Here is a 15,846-nt window from a genome sequence, read left to right as displayed (position 1 = left end):
CTGGGGGCCTGGCTGGCGGTTCTGCAAACCGACCTCAAGCGCATTCTCGCCTATACCACCGTCAGCTCGCTGGGGACATTGGTCTTTCTGATCGGCCTGGACCTCCCCTTTGCCATCGAGGCCGCCCTGGTCTACCTGCTGGCGCATGCCCTCTACAAGGGGTCGCTCTTTCTGGTTGCCGGCGCGCTGGATCATGCCACCGGCAGCCGGGACGTGACGGTGCTCGGCGGTCTCTTCTCCCGGCTGCCGCTGCTCGGCGCGGCCGCCATGGCGGCCGGCATATCGATGGCCGGCGCCCCTCCCTTGCTCGGGTTCATCGCCAAGGAACACTTCTACGAGGTGGTGCTGACGGCACCCCGGGCGGCCCTGCTGAGCAGCGCGGCGGCGATCCTGACCAGCCTGCTGATCGTGGCGGCGGCCACCGTGGTTGCCTGGCGCCCCTTTTTCGGCCGCCCTGCCGATACCCTGGGGGAGCCGCATGAGGTTTCGCCAGGTCTCTGGCTCGGCCCGGTTCTGCTGGCCGGCTTGGGACTGCTCCTGGCGATCTTTCCGGGCATGGTCGATCTGCCGCTGCTGGTCCCGGCGGCGGCAGCGGTCCTCGGGACGCCGGTGCACTTCGAGCTGCACCTGTGGCACGGTTTCAGTTGGGTTCTCCTGCTCAGCCTCCTGACCCTGGCCGGCGGCGGCGTCCTCGCCTGGCGTCACGACCCCTGGCGCCGGCTTGCCCAACGCCGGGCCGGGGTGGCCGCCTGGGGGCCGGCCCGGTGGTACGAAGGGACACTGGCCGGGCTGGACGTCCTGGCGCGGGGGCAGACCCGCGTGCTGCAGAATGGCCGGCTGCGCATCTACCTGCTGGTCATTGTGGCGACCACCGTGGCGCTGGTCGCCTTCACCCTGGTCACCCGTGTAGGCATCCACCTCGAGCCTGGCTTCATCCCGCTTCGTCCCCACTACCTGGCGATCATGGCGCTGATCCTGGCCGCCGCCTGGGTGACGGTGCGGGTCGGCTCCCGCCTCGTGGCCATCGTCGCCATGGGGGCGGTCGGCTACGGGGTGGCGCTGATCTTCGTCCAGTTCGGCGCCCCGGACCTGGCCATGACCCAGCTCACCATCGAGACGATGACGGTGGTGCTGTTTGTCCTGGTGATCCACCGGCTGCCCCTGTTCAACCGGATTTCCCACGGCTGGAGCACCCGCCTCGATGCCGTGGTAGCCCTGGCTGCCGGCGGCCTGATGACCGTGCTGGCGCTGTTAGCCATGACCGAGCACCGGGGCTCCCGCCTTGCCGATTATTTCGCCGAGCAGAGTCTGCCGGCCGCTCACGGCCGCAACATCGTCAACGTCATTCTCGTCGATTTTCGCGGCATGGATACCCTCGGGGAGATCACCGTTCTGGCGCTGGCGGGCGCCGGCGTTTTCGCTCTATTGAAACTCGGCGCCAGGAAAGGGGGCCAGTGATGAAATCGCTCATCCTCAGGACCGCGACCCGGTTTCTGATGCCGATGATGCTCCTCTTTTCGGCCTTTCTGCTGCTGCGCGGGCACCATCTTCCCGGTGGCGGTTTTGTCGGCGGCCTGGTCGCCGCCGCCGCCTTCAGCCTCTATGCCTTCGCCTTCGACGCCCGGGAGGCCCGTCTGCTGCTGCGGGTCGATCCGCGCAGCCTGATCGGCGGCGGGCTGCTGCTGGCGCTGGGGAGCGGTTCCCTGTCGCTGCTGGCCGGCGATCCGTTCCTGACCGGGCGGTGGGGTACCCTGGACCTGGGGAGAGTGGGGGCGTTCAAACTGGGGACGCCGCTCCTCTTCGACGCGGGTATCTACCTGGTGGTGCTGGGGGCGACCCTGGCCATGATCCTGACCATGGCGGAGCGGGAATAATGGAATTGTTGATGGCGATCGTCATCGGCGGCCTCTATGCCGCCGGCATTTTCATGCTGCTGCGACCGAGTCCGGTTAAGCTGGCCATCGGCCTGGGGTTGCTGGCCAATGCCGTGAACCTGCTGATCTTCGTCGCCGCCGGGCTGACCCCGGGGCGCGCTCCACTCGTCGAGACAGGGGCTGTCCGTCCGGCGGTCCCTTTCGCCGACCCCGTGCCCCAGGCACTCATCCTGACTGCCATCGTCATCTCTTTCGGTGTCCTGGCCTTCATCCTCGTGCTCCTGCGGCGCGCCGCCGAGACCCTTGGCGTGGATAATCTCGACGATATGAGGTCAACCGATTGATGCAGCTGCTTCTGGTTCTCCCCATCGTCCTTCCGGTAACGACGGCGGCCGTCTGCATGCTGTTCTGGCGCTTCGGCGCCGTCCAGCGGGCCCTCGCCACCGTCGGTGCGGCGGCCCTGCTGGGCAACGCCCTGGCCCTGCTGGCGGCCGTGCGGCGCGAAGGGATGCTCGTCCTCCAACTGGGCAACTGGCCCGCTCCCTTCGGCATCACTCTGGTCGCCGACCTCTTCAGCGCCATCATGACCGTACTGGCCGCCGTGATTGGTCTGGCGGTGGTAGTCTACTCGCTGGCCACCATCGATATCCGCCGCCAAGCCTTCGGTTACTACCCCTTCCTCCATGTCCTGTTGATGGGCGTGTGTGGCTGTTTTTTGACCGGCGATCTGTTCAATCTCTACGTCTGGTTCGAGGTGATGCTGATGGCTTCTTTCGTCCTGCTCGCCCTGGGAGGAGAACGCGGGCAACTGGAAGGGGCGATCAAGTACGTTACCCTCAACCTGGTGGGCTCGACCTTCTTTCTCTCGGCGCTCGGTCTCCTCTATGGCATGGTCGGGACGCTGAACATGGCCGACGCGGCCCGGATGCTCGGTGAGGTTGGCCGGCCGGGGCTCGTCTCTACCCTGGCCATGCTCTTTCTGGCGGCCTTCGGCATCAAGGCGGCCCTTTTTCCCTTCTTCTTCTGGTTGCCGGCGTCCTACCATACCCCGCCCGTGGCGGTTTCCGCCATTTTCGCCGGCCTGCTGACCAAGGTGGGGGTTTATTCCCTGATCCGGGTTTTCACCTTGCTGTTTGTTCAGGACGTCGGCTACACCCATGGCTTGATCCTGGTCATTTCCGGCCTGACCATGGTGACCGGAGTGCTCGGGGCAGTCGCCCAGAACGAATTCCGGCGCATTCTCTCCTTTCACATCATCAGCCAGGTCGGCTACATGGTCATGGGGCTGGCGCTCTTCACCCCCCTCGCCCTGGCCGGCTCGATCTTCTACATCATTCATCACATCATCGTCAAAACCAACCTCTTCCTGGCCAGCGGAGTGGTCCTGCAACTGCGAGGGACCCTCGAACTGAACCGTCTCGGCGGTCTCTACCTGCGTTCCCCCACCCTGGCACTGCTCTTTCTGGTGCCGGCCCTCTCCCTGGCCGGCCTTCCCCCTCTGTCGGGCTTCTGGGCCAAGCTGCTTCTGGTCCGGGCCGGCCTGGAAGCCGGAAGCTATCCCATCGTCGCCACCGCCCTGGGGGTCAGTCTGCTCACCCTTTTCTCCATGACCAAGATCTGGGGGAAGGCCTTCTGGGGCGGCCCGCCGGAGGCGGCCGGAGACAATGCGGCGACGGAAGAAGCCCGGCTCCCCCTAGGGACCCGGTTTCCGCTCTACCTGCCGATGACCGCCCTGGCCTTGTTCACGGTTGCCATCGGCCTGCTGGTCCAACCGGTCTTCGAGCTCTCCCTGCAGGCCGCCCAGCAACTGCTCGACCCACGTATCTATATCCACGCCGTTCTCGGAGAGAAGGGATGAACCGATTCTGGGGAATCATTTTCCTGCCACTGGTCTGGATGGCGCTGACCGGTGACTTTTCAGGGGGGAACTTCATCCTCAGCCTGCTGCTCAGCTCCCTGGCGCTCTGGGTGGCCCATCCGGCAGGGGAGGGGGTGCCCCTGATCCATTATGTTCGCAAGGGACGCCGCTGGCTCGCCTTCACCCTTTTCTTTCTCTGGGAGTTGATCTGGGCGAGTCTGCGGATCACCTGGGACATTCTGACCCCCAGGCACCGGATGCGCCCGGCCATCCTGGCGATCCCCCTGGACGTCAAGACGGACCTTGAAATCACTACCCTCGCCAACCTGATCACCCTGACGCCCGGGACCCTGAGCCTGGACGTTTCGAGCGACCGGAAAGTGCTCTATATCCACGCTGTATACGTCCACGACGTGGCAGCGTTCAAGAAGTACATCAAGGACAGCCTTGAGCGGCGGGTCCGGGAGGTGTTGCGATGATCCTGCAAGCGACGGTTTACTTCGTGGTTTTCCCCATGCTGAGCGGGGCGCTGGTCCTGGCTTTCATCCGTCTGCTGCGCGGTCCGACCCCGGCTGACCGGATTGTCGCCTTTGATCTCATCGCCGCTGCCTCGGCAGGGATCATCGTGGTTACCGCCATTGTTACGGAGCAGGCGGTGCTGCTCGACGCGGCCAGCATCTGGGCGGTGATCGCCTTTGTCAGCGTCATCGCCTTTTCCGATTACATCGAGCGGCGGGGGGGGATATGAGCGAGATCATCGTTGCCGTCCTCCTGGTGTTAGGTGCCACCTTCATCCTGGTGGCGGCGCTCGGTATGGTGCGCATGCCCGACATTTTCTTGCGCATGTCCTGCAATGCCAAGGCCTCTACCCTCGGCATCGGCCTGCTGCTGCTCGCCCTGGCCGTATATTTCGGCGAAATGGATGTGAGCGGCCGCGCCCTGGCGACCATCGGCTTCATCGTCCTGACCACGCCGGTCGCCTCTCACCGCATCGGCCGGGTGGCCTACCTCGACGGGGCGCCCCTCTGGGAAGGAACGATTACCGATGAGATGCGCGGGAAATATGGTTCCAGCGAGGCCCCGGCAAAGCTGAAAAAAAAGTAGCGGAGATTTCCCCATTGCGCTCGGGCCTAAAATCCAGGTTACGACAACGAATTGCATCATCCGCTTCAGCATGGGCGATCCGGGCAGTTAAATCCACCCAACTACGGCTGGCTCCAGACGCTAAAGAAGCAATTCCCTACCCCTGAATGCGGTTTCTCCCCATGGATTCCTGCATCCCCTGCGCTAACATGACAATCAAGAGAAAACGAAATTCAATTTAAAAACGGTAATTATGCCTCAAGTTACGGGAAATTGAGCGATTGCCGATCGTGGGGGAAGATGAACCGGATTCGGGTGCTGATCGCAGATGATCATATATTGGTGCGGGAGGGGCTGCGGCTGATGCTGGAGGCTCAGGGCGATATCGTTGTGGTCGGGGAGGCCGGCGACGGGGTGGAGGCGTTGGAACTGGCGAGCAAGCTCAAGCCGGAGGTCGTGCTGCTCGACATTGCCATGCCGCGCCTGAGCGGCCTGGAGACGGTTCGGCTGATTCGGGAGGCAGTCCCCGAAAGCCACATCATCGTTCTCTCCATGTACGATAAGGAGGCTTACGCCCACCAGGTGCTCCAGGACGGCGCCCATGGCTACGTGCTGAAGGGGGCTTCGAGTTCCAAGCTGCTGGAGGCGATCCGGGCTGCTTCCGACGGCCGCTTTTACTTCGGGAACAAGGCGACTGCCGCGGCCGCCAAGAACTGCCCCCAAGTTCGCAGCAAAGGGACCGACAGAGGATTCCACACCCTTTCCGACCGCGAAAAACAGGTATTCTTCCTCCTTCTCGAAGGGAACACCTCACCGCAAATCAGCAAGGTCCTCTGCGTCAGCCAGAAGACTCTGGAGAAGCACCGGGCCAGTGTCTGCAGGAAGCTGGGCATCAACAGCGCGGTGGAAATGATGAAATACGCGATTCGTCAGGGGTTCATCGATCCCGGTTTCTGGAAAAACTGATTGTTCTCCCCGTTTTTCATAAGTGAGCAAACTTACAAGCTTAACCGCAGAGCTTCAAACCTATGCTACCTCTGCTTCCCGGGATTCTGTCAGCGCCCGTGGGGTGAACGCCGCTTGCTTTTCATCATCTTCGGGAGGGTCGCAGGCCCGTGTGGATCTAATTTAAAGGAGAAAGTCGGTCGACAGGAACCGGGAGCGCCGCTCGCCGGTGATGCGCCGGATCAGCTCCCGGTTGAGTTCCCCCTCCTTGGCCGCCACCAGGGTGCGGATGGAGAAGGCACGCAGGGCATCGCTGACCGACAGGGTCCCCTCGGCCGACCCCTTGCGGCCGGTGAAGGGAAAGGTGTCGGGGCCCCGCTGGCACTGACTGTTGAGGTTGAGCCGGCAGACCTGGTTGACCAGCGGGTCGATGAGCGGCGCCAGGGTCTCCGGATTGCTGCCGAAGAGACTGAGCTGCTGGCCGAAGGATGAATCGACGACATGGCGGATCGGTTCCTCGATGTCGTCGAAGGGGATAATGGGGACCACCGGACCGAACTGCTCCTCGTGATAGAGCCGCATCCGCGCATCGACCGGCGAGACCACGGCCGGGGCGAAGAAGCTGCCGCAGACCCGGCCGCCGCCGGGGTTGACCACCCTTGCCCCAAACCCCTCGGCGTCCGCCACCAGCTCGGCCAGATAAGCGGGCTTGCCCGGCTCCGGCAGCGGCGTGATGAAGACGCCCTCCTCCCAGGGCATGCCGGCGGGGAGGAGGGCGACGGCGCGGCCGAACGCTTCAAGGAAGGCCGGCAGCAGCGGCCGCTGCACGAAGATGCTCTTGAGCGCCGTGCAGCGCTGGCCGTTGAAGGAGAGGCTGCCGAGGATGCACTCGCGCACCGTCAGTTCGAGGTCGGCGTCGGCGAGGACGATGGCCGGGTTCTTCGCCCCCATCCCGAGCACGCCGCGCAGCCGGTGCGGCGCGGGATGCGCCTTTTTCAGCGCATCGGCGGCCCGGCTCGAGCCGATGAAGGCAAGCACGTCGATGTCGCCGGTGGCCATCAGCGGCCCGACCACCGTCTTCCCCTCGCCGTAGACCGTGTTCACCACTCCCGGCGGGAAGGCGTCGCGAAAAGCCGTCAGCAGCGGCCGGTAGAGCAGGACGCCGAGGCGCGGCGGCTTGAAGACGACGGTGTTGCCCATGATCAGCGCCGGGATGAGGGTGGTGAAGGTCTCGTTGAGCGGGTAGTTGAAGGGTCCCATGCAGAGGACCACCCCGAGAGGGCCGCGCCGGATCTGGCCGATCACTCCTTCGCGGATGACCAGGCGGGAGGAGTCGCGGTCGAGATCCTTGAGCGCCTCAACGGTGTCGGCGATGTAGGCGGCGGTGCGGTCGAACTCCTTCTGCGCATCGGCCAGGCTCTTGCCGACCTCCCACATCAGCAGCCGGACGACCTCCTCGCGGCAGGCGCGAAAGCGCCCGAGGAAATCGGCAACGTGGGCGATGCGCTCGGCCACGCTCAGCGTCGGCCAGCGGCCGCGCCCCTGGCCGTAGGCCCGCCTTGCCGCGTCGAGGGCCGTCCGGGCCGCCTCGACGTCGAGCAGCGGGAAGCGGCCGAGAAGGTGTGGCGCCAGCTCCCCGCCGGCCTGCAGCATGACCGGCGAGAACGCTTGGCTATAGGGGCCGTCCCAGTGGCGCAGTTCGCCATCGACCAGGTATTCGGTCTGCAGCAGATCCGGCGGCAGCCGGTGGGCCGGGGGGATCTCCGTGGCGGCGGGAAAGCGGACGGGCGGCGTCTCGGCACTAAGCGGCATGGCGTGCTCCTTTCGTCGGTCGGGGCTTGCATCGGGAAAGCGAAAGGACCTGGGAAAGCATCCTCACGCGAAGCCGCGAAGAACGCGAAGAAATTCAAAGACATAGAAACAGACAGCCCGCTACTAATCGGGTGAGGCGTGGTTATTGATAAAAAATCGATTTAACTTTGCGTTCTTCGCGTCTTCGCGTGAGCAACTGTCTTTCTTGATGGAACGCTTCCAGTTTGACCGATTTGGCGGCAGATGCAACGGCTCAGGCGGCGACGGCGGCCTGGCCGTACGGGCAGCAGGCGAGCAGGGGGCAGGGAGCGCAGAGGGGGGCGCGCTTGCGGCAGAAGGTCTTGCACTCCTCGACGATGAGGGCGTGGTACTCGTTGAAGAGGTCGGTCGCGTGTGGCAGGTTGTTCATGAAGAGGGCCCGGACCGCCTCGTACGCCTCGTTTCCGCTCAGCAGGCCGAGGCGGGTGAAGAGACGGCGGGTGTAGGCGTCGACGACGAAGGAGGGGCGGTTGCCGGCGTAGAGGAGGATGGAGTCGGCGGTCTCCGGCCCCACCCCCCTGAGGCTGAGCAGCTCGGCGCGCACCGCATCCAGAGGCCCGGCAAGCATCACCGACAGCTCGCCGCCGTGCCAGGCAAAGAGATGCTCGACGAAGAGCTGCAGCCGCTCGGCCTTCTGCCGGAAAAAGCCGGCCGGGCGGATGAGGCTTTCGAGCTCGCCGCGCTCGATGGTGCGCAGCGCTGCAGGGGTGAGCAAGCCCGCCGCCTGCAGGTTGGCGATAGCGTACTCGACATTGCGCCAGGCAGTGTTCTGGGTGAGGACCGCCCCCACCACCACCTCGAAGGGGGTCTGCGCCGGCCACCAGTGCAGCGGCCCGAAGTGATCGGCGAGGCGGTCGAAGATGTCTATCAGGCGGTTATTCATATTTTGCATGCCATGTAGGGGCACCCCTAGTGCCCTTATTCTCAATCGGGCGGGCACGAGGCCTGCCCCTACAGAACCAGTTCCGCCAGCCGGTCGGCGGCGACGATGTCGCCGTCCGCGGACAGTCTCTCCACCGGCTGCGGCTGGGCGACCAGCGCCTCCAGCGCCTCGCCCCACTGGCCGCGACGCAGTTCCTCGTTGCCGATCTCCCGGGCCCGGGTGTAGCGGTGCAGGGCCGCCACCAGCAGCGCTTGTTCGCGGAAGTCGCCGCGTGCCGTGTAGAGGACGGCCGTGCCCCCCGCGATCGCCTCGGAGACGATGCCGTAGCCCGGTTTGGTGATGACGACGTCGGCCGCCGCCACCAGGTCGGGATAATAATGGTCGGCGGCGATCACCCTGACGTTGTCAGCTGCAGCGCCGAGGCCGGCCTCGGTCAGAAAGACCCAGTCGTGCAGGTGCGCCAGCGGTGCGGAATCGAAGTCCTGCAGGCCGAAGCCGCCGAAGGAGATCAGGCCGACCCGCGTTCCGTCGGCGATGCCGAGGGCGCGGCGGACCTCGGCAGCCGGCCTTCGGGCCCGCCGGGCAACCATGGGCAGGTCCTCGATTTGGCGGAAAGCGGGAAAGTCTCCGTAGAAGGGGAGGCGAAGCAGCAGGTCCGCCTGTGTGTAATCGCTGCCGACCGCCGCCACCACGTCCTCATAGCCGGGATGCCTTTCCGCCAGTCCCGCATAGATCCAGTCCCAGGAAAAGTTGCTGATCGCCACCGACGGCACCCCGGCCGCCGCCGCGGCGGCGAAGGCCGGGGCCGGAATGTCGGCCGCCACCAGCGACACGCCGGCCGTCCGCAGGGAGGCGGCCTCCGCCGCCACCAGTTGCTGCCGCAACGGTAGAAAGTCCCGGCAGGCCTGCAGGGTTGCTGCCTCTTCCATCACCAGGCTGTCGCGCTGCAGCACGCCGAGATCGAGCGACAGCCGGCGCACCGGCACGGCGGGATCGAGAAACCCGGCGAAGAACCAGGGATGGGCGCTGGAGACGACCTCCACGGCTATGGCGGGATGGCGCCGGCGCAAGGCGTTGATGATCTGGCCGGAACGGCTGGCATGGCCGAGGCCGTGGCCGCTGATGTAGTAACGGATTTTCATGGGTCATTGATAGCACGGATTGCCGGAGCCGCTCAAGCACTGCCAGGACGATTCTTTGCACCCTCACACTGGAATTTTCCGAAGGCTCTGCTAAAACTAGAAGGGTCTCGAAACCCACCCCGTGCAACCCTGATTTTCAGCCGTCATCACAGCAACACTGCAAAGGAGATGAGCCATGGAAGAGATGTTCTGTTACCAGTGTGAGCAAGCCGCCAGCGGTACCGGCTGCACCAAGATGGGCGTCTGCGGCAAGACGCCGGAGGTTGCCGCCATCCAGGATATGATCGTTTGGGGCCTCAAGGGCATGGCCTTCTGGGCCGATCAGGCCCGGCAGAAAGGCGCCATCGACCGCAATATCGATGTCTTCATGATCGAGGCCCTGTTCTCGACCGTCACCAACGTCGACTTCGACCCGGAGAACCTGACCAGGGTGGCCCGCCAGGTCAGCGCCATGCGCGACAAGGCGCAGCAACTCTTCGAGAAGGCTGCCGGCGGCCCCTATGCGGGCGAGGTGCCGGAAGCCGCCCGGCCCTGGAGCCCGCCGGCTACAGCCGCGCAGGCAGAAGCCGAGGGACGCAGGCATCCGGTCAAGGATCCCTCCATCGACCCCGACGTCCACTCGGTGCAGCAGATCCTCATCTACGGCTGCAAGGGGATGAGCGCCTACGCCGACCATGCCCACATCCTCGGCCGGGACGACGATGCGATCTACGGCTTCCTCCACAAGGCGATGGCGGCCACCCTTGACCGGAGCAAGGGACTGATGGATTTCGTCAATCTTGCCATGGAATGCGGCAAGATGAACATCCAGTGCACCGGGCTGCTCAACGAGGCGCATACCCAGCGCTTCCAGCCGCCGGTGCCCACACCTGTCAATATCGGCACCCGCGCCGGCAAGGGTATCCTCGTCTCGGGACATGACCTGAAGATGCTCGAGGAACTGCTCAAGCAGACGGAAGGGAAGGGGATCAACATCTATACCCACGTCGAGATGCTGCCTGCGCACGGCTATCCGGGGCTGAAGAAGTACAAACACCTCGCCGGCAATTTCGGCGGCGCCTGGCAGGACCAGTTCAAGGAGTTCCAGGAGTTCCCCGGCGCCATCATCTTCAATACCAACTGCATCCAGCGCCCCGCCGACAATTACAAAGAGCGTCTCTTCACCTGGGGCCGGGTGCAGTGGCCGGGGGTGAAGCACATCGAGGGCTGGGATTTCTCCGAGGTCATCAAGGCGGCCCAGGCTGCCGGCGATCTCCCCGAGAAGCCGGGTAAGGACATCCTCACCGGCTGCGGGCACCACGCGGTGCTGGGGCTGGCGGACAAGGTCATCGCCGCCGTCAAGGCCGGCCAGATCCGCCGCTTCTTTGTCATCGGCGGCTGCGACGGCGCCAAGACCGGGCGCAACTACTACACCCGGTTCGCCGAGGAGTTGCCGAAGGACACGGTCATCCTGACCCTGGCCTGCGGCAAGTACCGCTTCAACAAGCTCGACCTGGGAGATATCGGCGGCATTCCCCGCCTGCTCGATGTCGGCCAGTGCAACGACGCCTACTCGGCGGTGCAGATCGCCCTGGCCCTGGCCGACGCCTTCAAGTGCGGGGTGAACGACCTGCCGCTCTCCATCATCCTGTCCTGGTATGAGCAGAAGGCGGTGGTGGTGCTCCTCTCCCTGCTCTCCCTCGGCATCCAGAACATGAAGATCGGCCCGAGCCTGCCCGCCTTCGTCACCCCCAACGTCCTCAACTTCCTGGTCGAGAACTTCAAGCTCGCCCCGATCGGCACGGTGGAAGCGGACATGAAACAGATCCTGGGCTGAGGCCAGAGAAGTCAGCTGTCAATGGAGTAGAGCGCAGGGTTCGCCCTGCGCTCTACTCATTTGCAACGCAAAGGAGGTTTGCATGGAAACGAAAAGGAAAGCCCGGGCGGTGGGGATCAACCACGTGGCCCTGGAGGTGGATGATGTGGACGCCGCGCTGGAGTTTTACGGAACGCTGTTCGAACTCAAGCTGCGCGGCTGGCACGATGGCATGGCCTTCATCGACCTGGGCGACCAGTTCATCAACCTCTCGCCGAAGCGGACCCAGCCGGCCGACCGTGCCCGCCACTTTGGCCTGGTGGTCAATGACCGGGAAGCGGTGCGCAGGTCGCTGGCAAAGCTCGACGCCACAATCCTGCCGGGCCCGGGCCTCGACTTTCTCGACCCTTGGGGGAACCACGTCCAGGTCGTCCAGTATGACGGCATCCAGTTCACCAAGGCGGAGCACGTTCTCAAGGGGATGGGGCTGGAAGGACTCGTCAAGACCGCCGAGGCGCTCAGGGAATTGCAGGAAAAGGGGATGGCACCACCCTGATTATTATTCGGCAGCCGAAGGGAACTCGACTACGAAGGTGCTGCCGCCGCCCGGGGTCTCTTCGACCCGGATCCGCCCGTCGAAGAGGCGGACAATCTTGCGCACGGTCGCCAGACCGATCCCGGTCCCAATCGTTTTTCCCGCTGTGGACCCGCGGTAGAAGAGATCGAAGATGAGCGAGCGCTCCTCGGGTGGGATGCCGGGGCCGTGATCGCGGACGTAATAGAGAATCCGCCCATCGCCGGGCTCGCCGCAGATTTCGATCCGGGCCCCCGTCCCGCCGGCATAGCGCAGGGCATTGCCGATCAGATTGGAGAAGAGTTGCGCGAGCAGCGTTTCCGGCGCCTTCAGCGGCGGAAGGTTGTTCAACGTCACCGCAATTCCGTCCCGGCTGATGGTTTCGCTGAGGTCTTCGAGAACCTGCTTCACCACGGCGGTGACGTCGACTGCATTCGCCGGGGTTTCGATGCGGCCGACGCGGGCCAGGGCCAGAAGGTCCTCCAGCAGCGCCAGCATTTTTTCCCCCTGCTTCTCGATCTCCTCGAGCATATCAATCGCCTGTGCATCAAGCCGACCGCCGTATTCTTCCTTGAGAAATTCAGCGAAACCCATGATCGGCGTCAGCGGTGTACGCAGGTCATGGGAGACGGTGTAGACGAAGGCGTCGAGTTCCTGATTGGCCGCGCGCAGCTTTTTTTCGGCCTCCTTGCGCTCGGTGATGTCGCGAAAGACCGAGAGTTTGTGAATCTGCCCGTCAGCGTCGGTCAGCGAGGTGTGCATGATTTCGTAGGTTCGGCCGTTGATCTCGACGAAGCGCTCTTCCCGCACTGTCTCCGCGAGCAGCACCTGCGGCAGCGGGCACCAGGGACAGGCGGTCTGGCGGCCATAAACTTCGTAGCAGTGAATGCCGTTATGGGCGCCGAAAACCTCGACCATGGCCCGGTTCATGAACTCGACGCGATAATCGGCCGAGGTGATGTAGGCGAGGTCGTTCATGGCGTCGAGCACGGTCAGCAGGCGGCTGCGCTCGGCTTCCAGTTCGGCGGTGCGCCGGCGCACCGCATGCTCCAGTTCCAGGGCATGCCGGCGCAGCCCTCTCTCCAGACGTTTCTGGCGGGTGATCTCGATGAACGACTCGACGCCGCCGATGATCTGCCCGTCCTTGTCCCGCAGGTAGTCGACATTCTTGGTGAGGATGATGCGGCGGGCATCCCGGGTGCGAACCGAGCAGGGGACGCCGATGACGGGCTTGACTACGGCAGCGTTGTAGAGGCCGCAACTGCGGCCGCAGGGGATGCCGGCGAGAAAGGAGCAGTGTCGGCCGACTGCCTCGGCCGCCGGGTAGCCGGTGATCCGCTCGGCTTCGGCATTCCAGTAGACGATTCGCTGATCACGGTCGACCAGAAAGAGGCCGCTTGGAATCGTCCGCAGAACCTGCTCGAGGGAAAGAATGTTGAGAAACCCCTGTCCCATTTTGTTCAAAATGCCAGCCTCCGAAAGCAATCGGCAGACCCGTGCAGTCTGAAAAGTAGATCTTTTTAATAATATCACCTGGAATGCAGCCGACAAGCTGCCATTCAGACATGATGGCGACGAGCCCGCGCCAGCACGGCAACACCCACCTCTCCCGCTCCCCTCTCCAGCAGTACCCGGCTGCATTCGCGCACCGTGGCGCCGGTGGTCACGACGTCATCGATCAGCAACACCCGCTCGCCGTTCAATTTCCGGTTCAGGGCGAAAGCTCCTTTCATGTTCTGTCGCCGCACTTCCGCCTTCAGCCCCTGCTGCTGCGGGGTCGGCCGGCTGCGCACCAACAGGCGAGACGGCACCGGCAGCCGCCAGCGGCGGCCAAGCACATTGGCCAGCAGCAGCGCCTGATTGTAGGTTCGCTCACGCAGGCGCGAGTGGTGCAGAGGAACGGGAATCAGCAGGTCGGGACGAAAGGGGCCGTCACTCTCCAGAACCGTCGCCAGAAGCTCCGCCAAGGGCCGATCGAGAACAATCGCCCCTTCGTACTTGAACCGCTGCACAGCCGTGCGCAATGTCTCCTCATAGATGCCGAGGGCAACAATTCGGCTGAAGGGTGGCGCATCGCGGAGACAGGATTCGCAGAGGTGATTGCTGCCTTCTTCGGTTGCATAGGGAAGGGCGCAGCGCGGGCAGCAGGGGGAGCCAAGCGGGTGGATGCCGGCGAAGCAGTCGGGACAGAAATAAGATGGGGGGTGCCCCCCGGACTCGGAACCGCACAGCGGGCAGGCGGGAGGAAGCAGCAGATCGAGGAGACCGCAGAACTCGGCATGCAGCCACTGGTGAATGGACATTCCCCCTCCCCGAATGCCGTAGGGGTAATTCATGAATTGCCCCTACCATCCAACGTTTAAACCAGCAGGCTTTTCCCCGTCATCTCGGCAGGTTTTTCCAGTTTCATCAGCTCGAGGATGGTCGGGGCGATGTCGGCAAGAATCCCTTCGCGCAACTTCGCAGTCCGGTGGTCGGGATCGACCAGCAGCAACGGCACAGGGTTGGCGGTGTGCGCGGTATGCGGCTGGCCGGTCTCGTCGACCATCTGCTCGCAGTTGCCGTGGTCGGAGGCGATCAGCAGCGAGCCCCCAGCCGCGAGAACGGCGTCCACCACCCGCCCGACACAGGCGTCCACCGTCTCCATGGCGGCGACCGCCGCCGGGCGGATGCCGGTGTGGCCGACCATGTCGGGATTGGCGTAATTGAGCACGATCAGATCATAGGCTGCCGAGGCTGCGCGCGCCACCACTTCGTCGGTGACGAGCCGGGCGCTCATGGCCGGCTTCTGGTCATAGGTGGCGACTTCCTGCGGCGACGGAATCAGGACCCGGTCCTCGCCGGCAAACGGAACTTCGCTGCCGCCGTTGAAGAAGAAGGTGACGTGGGCGTATTTCTCCGTCTCGGCAATGCGCAGTTGGGTCTTGCCGGCCCGGGCGACAACCTCGCCGAGAATATTCGCGTAGCTCTGGGAGGGAAAGGCAACCGGCAGGCCGAAGGTTTCATCGTATTCGGTCAGACAGACGTAGGTGGCCAGCTTCGGAATCTTCGCCCGGACAAAGCCGGCGAAGTCCGGATCGGTGAAGGCGCGGGTGATCTCGCGGGCCCGGTCGGAGCGAAAGTTGAAGAAGATGACGGCATCGCCGTCCTCGACTGTTCCGGCGGGGTCTGCCGGGCGACGAACGATCCGCGGTTCGACGAATTCATCGGTCTGCCCCGTTTCGTAGGCGCCGGCAATGGCCTCGGCGCTGGAGGCGACGATCTGGCCGGCGCCCGCCGTCAACGCGCGCCAGGCCCGCTCCACCCGCTCCCAGCGGTTGTCCCGGTCCATGGCGAAATAGCGGCCCATTACCGTGGCGACCCGGCCGACACCGATGGCGCCAAGGCGCTCCTCGAGCTGGGCCAGATAGTCGCCGCCGCTCTTCGGTGGGGTATCGCGGCCGTCGAGAAAGGCGTGAATGCAGACGTCCTTGATGCCGCGACGCCTGGCCAGTTCAACCAAAGCATAGAGATGCGTATTGTGGGAGTGCACGCCACCGTCGGAGAGCAGGCCCATGAGATGCAGCCGGCCGCCAGTCTGCCGCAGCGCACCAAGTGCCCGGTTGAAGACTGGATTTTCAAAAAAATCGCCGTCGGCGACACTCTTGCTGATGCGGGTCAGGTCCTGGTAGACGATACGGCCGGCGCCGATGTTCAGGTGGCCGACCTCCGAGTTTCCCATCTGTCCCTCGGGCAGGCCGACGTCGAGGCCGGACGCTCCCAGGCGGGTGGCAGGGTAATCCCTGAACAGGGCATCGAGCCGGGGGGTGTTGGCCTGCAGCACCGCGTTGTCCTGGTGTGT

At 64.4% G+C, this 15,846-nt stretch carries 16 protein-coding genes; 10 read left to right on the top strand and 6 right to left on the bottom strand.

The genetic code is table 11. The annotated features are described in order from the left end of the window. The 8 genes from mbhE to VD811_16330 all read left to right on the top strand — a co-directional run. The coding region (gene mbhE, locus VD811_16365; protein HXV22559.1) for a hydrogen gas-evolving membrane-bound hydrogenase subunit E at window positions 1–1,458 on the top strand (1,458 nt) is incomplete at its 5' end. Beyond that, window positions 1,458–1,874, top strand: a complete 417-nt coding sequence (locus VD811_16360) for a Na+/H+ antiporter subunit B (GenBank protein HXV22558.1) — start codon at window positions 1,458–1,460, stop codon at window positions 1,872–1,874. The genes mbhE and VD811_16360, both read left to right, overlap by 1 nt. After that, window positions 1,874–2,218 (top strand): NADH-quinone oxidoreductase subunit K, encoded by a 345-nt coding sequence (locus VD811_16355; protein HXV22557.1) that lies wholly within the window; start codon window positions 1,874–1,876, stop codon window positions 2,216–2,218. Before VD811_16360 ends, VD811_16355 begins: the two co-directional genes overlap by 1 nt. Then, window positions 2,218–3,732 carry a Na+/H+ antiporter subunit D gene (locus VD811_16350; protein ID HXV22556.1) on the top strand — a complete coding sequence of 505 codons (1,515 nt, stop codon included), beginning with the start codon at window positions 2,218–2,220 and terminating at the stop codon, window positions 3,730–3,732. Before VD811_16355 ends, VD811_16350 begins: the two co-directional genes overlap by 1 nt. Then, entirely contained in the window at window positions 3,729–4,211 is a 483-nt protein-coding gene (locus VD811_16345; protein ID HXV22555.1) for a Na+/H+ antiporter subunit E, read from the top strand. Before VD811_16350 ends, VD811_16345 begins: the two co-directional genes overlap by 4 nt. After that, a complete protein-coding gene (locus tag VD811_16340) occupies window positions 4,208–4,480 on the top strand; it encodes a monovalent cation/H+ antiporter complex subunit F (protein HXV22554.1) in 273 nt (90 codons plus the stop codon). The genes VD811_16345 and VD811_16340 overlap by 4 nt, the downstream gene beginning before the upstream one ends. Further along, entirely contained in the window at window positions 4,477–4,836 is a 360-nt protein-coding gene (gene mnhG / locus VD811_16335) for a monovalent cation/H(+) antiporter subunit G (protein ID HXV22553.1), read from the top strand. Before VD811_16340 ends, mnhG begins: the two co-directional genes overlap by 4 nt. A 279-nt stretch (window positions 4,837–5,115) precedes the next feature. Next, a complete protein-coding gene (locus VD811_16330; GenBank protein ID HXV22552.1) occupies window positions 5,116–5,781 on the top strand; it encodes a response regulator transcription factor in 666 nt (221 codons plus the stop codon). 162 nt (window positions 5,782–5,943) lie between these two features. Here the strand turns inward: VD811_16330 and VD811_16325 are convergent, their stop codons facing one another. The 3 genes from VD811_16325 to VD811_16315 form a co-directional block, all read right to left on the bottom strand. Next, the gene (locus VD811_16325; GenBank protein HXV22551.1) at window positions 5,944–7,572 is read right to left on the bottom strand and encodes an NADP-dependent glyceraldehyde-3-phosphate dehydrogenase; all 1,629 of its coding nucleotides are present in this window, start codon (window positions 7,570–7,572) and stop codon (window positions 5,944–5,946) included. Window positions 7,573–7,825: 253 nt separating this feature from the next. Beyond that, entirely contained in the window at window positions 7,826–8,503 is a 678-nt protein-coding gene (locus VD811_16320) for an endonuclease III domain-containing protein (protein HXV22550.1), read from the bottom strand. Between the two features lie 59 nt (window positions 8,504–8,562). Continuing rightward, the gene (locus VD811_16315) at window positions 8,563–9,636 is read right to left on the bottom strand and encodes a hypothetical protein (GenBank protein HXV22549.1); all 1,074 of its coding nucleotides are present in this window, start codon (window positions 9,634–9,636) and stop codon (window positions 8,563–8,565) included. A 175-nt stretch (window positions 9,637–9,811) separates the two neighbouring features. On the opposite strand from VD811_16315, the gene hcp reads away from it, so the two are divergent. Both hcp and VD811_16305 read left to right on the top strand, forming a co-directional pair. Next, window positions 9,812–11,452 carry a hydroxylamine reductase gene (gene hcp / locus VD811_16310; GenBank protein ID HXV22548.1) on the top strand — a complete coding sequence of 547 codons (1,641 nt, stop codon included), beginning with the start codon at window positions 9,812–9,814 and terminating at the stop codon, window positions 11,450–11,452. Window positions 11,453–11,534: 82 nt separating this feature from the next. Next, complete coding sequence (locus VD811_16305) at window positions 11,535–11,987, top strand: VOC family protein (GenBank protein HXV22547.1); 453 nt, start codon at window positions 11,535–11,537, stop codon at window positions 11,985–11,987. Between the two features lie 3 nt (window positions 11,988–11,990). Here VD811_16305 and VD811_16300 read toward each other — a convergent pair whose 3' ends face one another. From VD811_16300 to gpmI, 3 genes are all read right to left on the bottom strand, one after another. Next, complete coding sequence (locus VD811_16300; GenBank protein HXV22546.1) at window positions 11,991–13,460, bottom strand: PAS domain-containing sensor histidine kinase; 1,470 nt, start codon at window positions 13,458–13,460, stop codon at window positions 11,991–11,993. A gap of 104 nt (window positions 13,461–13,564) precedes the next feature. After that, a complete protein-coding gene (locus tag VD811_16295; protein HXV22545.1) occupies window positions 13,565–14,341 on the bottom strand; it encodes a ComF family protein in 777 nt (258 codons plus the stop codon). A 23-nt stretch (window positions 14,342–14,364) separates the two neighbouring features. Then, on the bottom strand, window positions 14,365–15,846 hold a 1,482-nt coding region (gene gpmI, locus VD811_16290; GenBank protein ID HXV22544.1), incomplete at its 5' end, for a 2,3-bisphosphoglycerate-independent phosphoglycerate mutase.

The sequence above is a fragment of the Desulfuromonadales bacterium genome (assembly GCA_035620395.1).
In the GTDB taxonomy this organism is placed as follows: Bacteria; Desulfobacterota; Desulfuromonadia; order Desulfuromonadales; family DASPGW01; genus DASPGW01.
This window is presented reverse-complemented; position numbering and strand designations above follow the sequence as displayed.